Annotated in this window: 3 protein-coding genes; all 3 read left to right on the plus strand. The window is 63.4% G+C overall.

Features of this window, described 5'->3' with window-relative positions:
• The first annotated feature begins 214 nt into the window (after window positions 1-214).
• The 3 genes from ABWP50_RS12045 (at window position 215) to clpB (ending at window position 4,274) form a co-directional block, all read left to right on the plus strand.
• On the plus strand, window positions 215-1,036 hold the full coding sequence (locus tag ABWP50_RS12045) for an SDR family NAD(P)-dependent oxidoreductase (RefSeq protein ID WP_353218232.1): 822 nt from the start codon (window positions 215-217) through the stop codon (window positions 1,034-1,036).
• Window positions 1,037-1,121: 85 nt separating this feature from the next.
• Complete coding sequence (locus ABWP50_RS12050; protein ID WP_353218233.1) at window positions 1,122-1,616, plus strand: hypothetical protein; 495 nt, start codon at window positions 1,122-1,124, stop codon at window positions 1,614-1,616.
• 81 nt (window positions 1,617-1,697) lie between these two features.
• Complete coding sequence (gene clpB / locus ABWP50_RS12055) at window positions 1,698-4,274, plus strand: ATP-dependent chaperone ClpB (RefSeq protein ID WP_353218234.1); 2,577 nt, start codon at window positions 1,698-1,700, stop codon at window positions 4,272-4,274.
• Window positions 4,275-4,464: the final 190 nt, after the last annotated feature.

A 4,464-nucleotide genomic window follows, 5' to 3' on the forward strand; every position in this document is an offset into this window, starting at 1 on the left:
GCCCGCGCCTATTATGCCGATCCGGCGTCACGCGGCCCGGGCTTTGGCATGACCTTCTTTCCCAGCATCATCCTGCTGGTTGCCGGCGCATGGGGCGGCATTTCGGCACTGATCTGACGCATCGGCCGGCCCGGCATCTGAAAATGGAGGGCTGGCGCTGCACCAGGCAGCCTGTCAGGTTCCCCGTTAATTCAGTACGGGGAAGGATCAGATCATGGGCGCACTCAACGGCCGGGTTGCATTTGTCACTGGCGCAGCCAGCGGCATCGGCCGCGCCTCAGCCCTCGCACTGGCGGCCGAAGGCGCCATCGTGTTCGTCACTGATATCGATGCCCCCGGCGGCCGCCAGACGGTGGAGATGATCGAAGCCGCCGGCGGCAAGGCGACCTTCCGCGGCCAGGACGTGACCGAGGAGCAGCGCTGGGCCGAACTCATCAAGCGCGTCATGGCGCTTTATGGCCGGCTCGACATCTTGGTGAACAATGCCGGCATCGGCACATCGGGCCTGATCACCGATGTGACGCTGGAACAATGGAACCGGCAGATGGACATCAACGTCACCAGCTGCTTCCTCGGCATCAAGCACGCACTGCCAGCGATGCGGACTCCGCGTCCCGACGGCCATGTTGGCGGCTCGATCATCAATATCAGCTCGGTCGCCGGGCTGGGTGGTTCGGCCGGCATGTCGGCCTATTGCGCCAGCAAGGGCGCGGTGCGGCTGCTCAGCAAGGCCGTCGCTATGGAATGTGCCGCCATGAAGGACAGTATCCGCAGCAACAGCGTCCACCCCGGCATCATCGACACGCCGATCTGGCAAAAGATCGACACCTCGGGCACGCTTTCGTCGGCGCTTGCCACCGCTGGCCAGCCGGGGGCCAATGCCATCGATGTCGATGCCGTGGGCGCCGGCGCGCCGGTGGGCCATGCCGGCCAACCGGAGGATATCGCAGCCGGCATCGTGTTCCTCGCCAGCGACGCCAGCCGCTACATGACCGGCGCCGAACTGGTGATCGACGGCGGCTGGACCGCGCACTAGAGCGCTTTGCGACCAACCCCGGCACCGGCTGAACGTATTTTGAAGATTAGATTTACATTTATAATTCATTAATTTCCTCTTCCAAATGACGCCGGCTTGGGTTAACCCTACCGGCATGATCGGTAAATATTCCGCGGCCAGGGCCAAAGACATGCTGCGTGTGGGGCCGGCGTGGGCAAGCGCCGTGTTGGCCACAACAGCTGTGTCCAGCATGATCCACAGCTGGCAGACACAGGGCGACCTGATCAGCCTCGGTACAGGGTCGCCGCCCGGTGCTGCATTGCGTGGTGCTGCATTGCGTGGTGCTGCCAGCGAAATCCTGCCGGTGCTGCTGGTGCTCGGAGTCGCCTTGAGCTTGGCCTTCTGGGCAGCAGGCTGGCTCAGGGCACGCCTGCCGCTGCTGGCGCCTGTCGCATGGCCGGCCGCGGGCGCGGTCGCCGCCTGCTGCACGCTCGGCCTCATGTCCGCGCAATTGCGAACGACTTCTGTGACTGGCGCGGTCGGAGCGGATGGATTTGTGATGTTCTGCCTGGCCGGTGCCTTGGGCGGCTTTGTTTTTTCATGGCTTAAGCCAGAATAGGCCTTCAGCTGAAATTTCGCCGCGATACTTGTGTTGCTGTAATGCCACGCCATATCCTGATCGATCAGGAGAGTTGTGGGCATGAACATCGAAAAATTCAGCGATCGCGCCAAGGGGTTTCTGCAGTCCGCGCAGACAGTCGCGATCCGCAACAACCACCAGCGCGTCTCCCCTGAACATGTGCTCAAGGCGCTGCTGGAAGATGACCAGGGCCTGTGCACCGGCTTGATAAAGGCAGCGGGTGGCACGCCGGCCACGGCCCTGCAATCGATCGATCAGGCGCTGGCGAAAATCGCGCAAGTGTCGGGCGGCGGCGCGCAATCGCTGAGCTGGGACACCGATACAGTGCGCGTGCTCGACAGCGCCGAACAGATTGCCAGCAAGGCCAGCGACAGCTTCGTCACCGTGGAGCGCCTGCTCGTGGCGCTGGCGCTGGCCACCACCACCGAAGCCGGCAAGGCGCTCAAGGGTGCTGGCGTGACCCCGCAGGCACTGAACGAGGCCATCGCCAGCGTGCGCAAGGGCCGCACTGCCGACAGCGCCGGCGCCGAAAACAACTTCGACGCCCTTAAGAAATACGCCCGCGACCTGACAGCGGCAGCGCGCGCCGGCAAGCTGGATCCGGTGATCGGCCGCGACGAGGAGATTCGCCGCACCATTCAGGTTCTGGCCCGCCGCACCAAGAACAATCCCGTGCTGATCGGTGAGCCTGGCGTGGGCAAGACCGCGATTGCCGAAGGCCTGGCGCTGCGCATTGCCAATGGCGATGTGCCCGATGGCCTGAAGGACAAGCGGCTGATGTCGCTGGATATGGGCGCGCTGATCGCCGGCGCCAAATATCGCGGCGAGTTCGAGGAGCGCTTGAAGGGCGTGCTCGACGAAGTGCGCGCCGAAGGCAGCGATGTCGTGCTGTTCATCGATGAAATGCACACGCTGGTCGGCGCCGGCAAGGGCGAAGGCGCCATGGACGCGTCCAACCTGCTCAAACCAGCCCTGGCGCGCGGCGAGCTGCATTGCATCGGGGCCACCACGCTGGATGAATATCGCAAGCATGTTGAAAAAGATGCCGCACTGGAACGCCGCTTCCAGCCGGTGATGATCGGCGAGCCCACGGTGGAAGACAGTATCTCCATCCTGCGCGGCCTGAAGGAAAAATACGAGCTGCATCACGGCGTGCGCATCACCGATGGCGCCATCGTGGCCGCCGCCACCCTGTCCAACCGCTATATCGCCGATCGCTTCCTGCCGGACAAAGCCATTGATTTGATGGACGAAGCTGCCAGCCGCCTGCGCATGGAGGTGGAAAGCAAGCCCGAAGAGATCGAAGCGCTCGACCGCCGCATCGTCCAGCTCAAGATCGAAGGGGCTGCCCTCAGCCGCGAAACCGATGCCGCCTCCAAGGATCGGCTCAGCGCGCTGAACACCGAACTGGCCGATCTGGAATCGCAATCGGGCGCACTGACGCTGCGCTGGCAGGCCGAAAAGGAAAAACTCGCCGGCGCCACCCGCATCAAGGAGCAGCTGGACACGGCGCGCCTGGAAGTGGAGCAGGCCCAGCGCGCCGGCGATTACGCCAAGGCCGGCGAGCTGACCTACAGCCGCATTCCGCTGCTCGAACGCCAGCTTGCCGAGGCCGAAACCGTCACGGCGGCGGCCATGGTGCGCGAAGAAGTGACCAGCGACGATATCGCCGCGGTCGTCAGCCGCTGGACCGGCATTCCGGTTGACCGGATGCTGGAAGGCGAACGCGAAAAGCTGATGAAGATGGAAAGCATCCTGTCGGCGCAAGTCATCGGCCAGGCTGCGGCGGTCAAGGCGGTCTCCAGCGCGGTGCGCCGCGCCCGCGCTGGCCTGCAGGACCCGAATCGGCCGCTGGGCAGCTTCCTGTTTCTTGGGCCCACCGGTGTAGGCAAGACCGAGCTGACCAAGGCGCTGGCGCAGTTCCTGTTCGATGATCCGCGCGCCATGGTGCGGCTGGACATGAGCGAGTTCATGGAAAAGCATAGCGTCGCCCGCCTGATCGGCGCGCCTCCCGGCTATGTCGGCTATGAAGAGGGCGGCGTGCTCACCGAAGCGGTGCGGCGCCGGCCCTATCAGGTGGTGTTGTTCGACGAAGTAGAAAAGGCGCACGGCGACGTGTTCAACGTGCTGCTGCAAGTGCTCGACGATGGCCGATTGACCGATGGCCAGGGCCGCACAGTTGATTTCACCAACACGCTGATCATCCTCACGTCAAATCTGGGCTCATCCTATATCGCGGCCCTGCCCGATGGCGCGCCGGTCAGCGATGCTGAAAACGCCGTGATGGATGTGGTGCGCGGCCATTTCCGCCCCGAATTCCTCAACCGGCTTGATGAGATCGTGCTGTTCCAGCGGCTGGGCCAGGATGCGATGGGGCCGATCGTCGATATCCAGGTCCTGCGCGTGCAAGCCCTGCTCAAGGACCGCAAGATCACGCTGGTCTTGACCGACGCCGCCCGGCGCTGGCTGGCGCGAGTGGGCTATGATCCGGTCTATGGTGCACGGCCACTCAAGCGCAGCGTGCAAAAACATCTGCAAGACCCGCTCGCCGAACTGATTCTGGCCGGCAGCGCACCCGATGGCTGCACGGTGCATGTTGACGAAGGCGACGGCAAGCTGGCGCTGGCGCCGGAATGAGGGCAGGGCTTTTATTCTGAGACGGATGGATGCTTCGTTGCCATAATTTGTGATCCACCTCCAAAGAAGATGAATCGCAAATCATCTCAAAAAGAAATCCCTCCGGTTCCGATTTCAAGCGCGACGGCTTGAGTCATTGAAAAAATGGTGCACCCGACTGGATTCGAACCAGTGGCCTCTGCCTTCGGAG

Origin of the sequence: Sandarakinorhabdus sp., from assembly GCF_040398645.1 — a bacterium.
In the GTDB taxonomy this organism is placed as follows: domain Bacteria; phylum Pseudomonadota; class Alphaproteobacteria; order Sphingomonadales; family Sphingomonadaceae; genus Sandarakinorhabdus.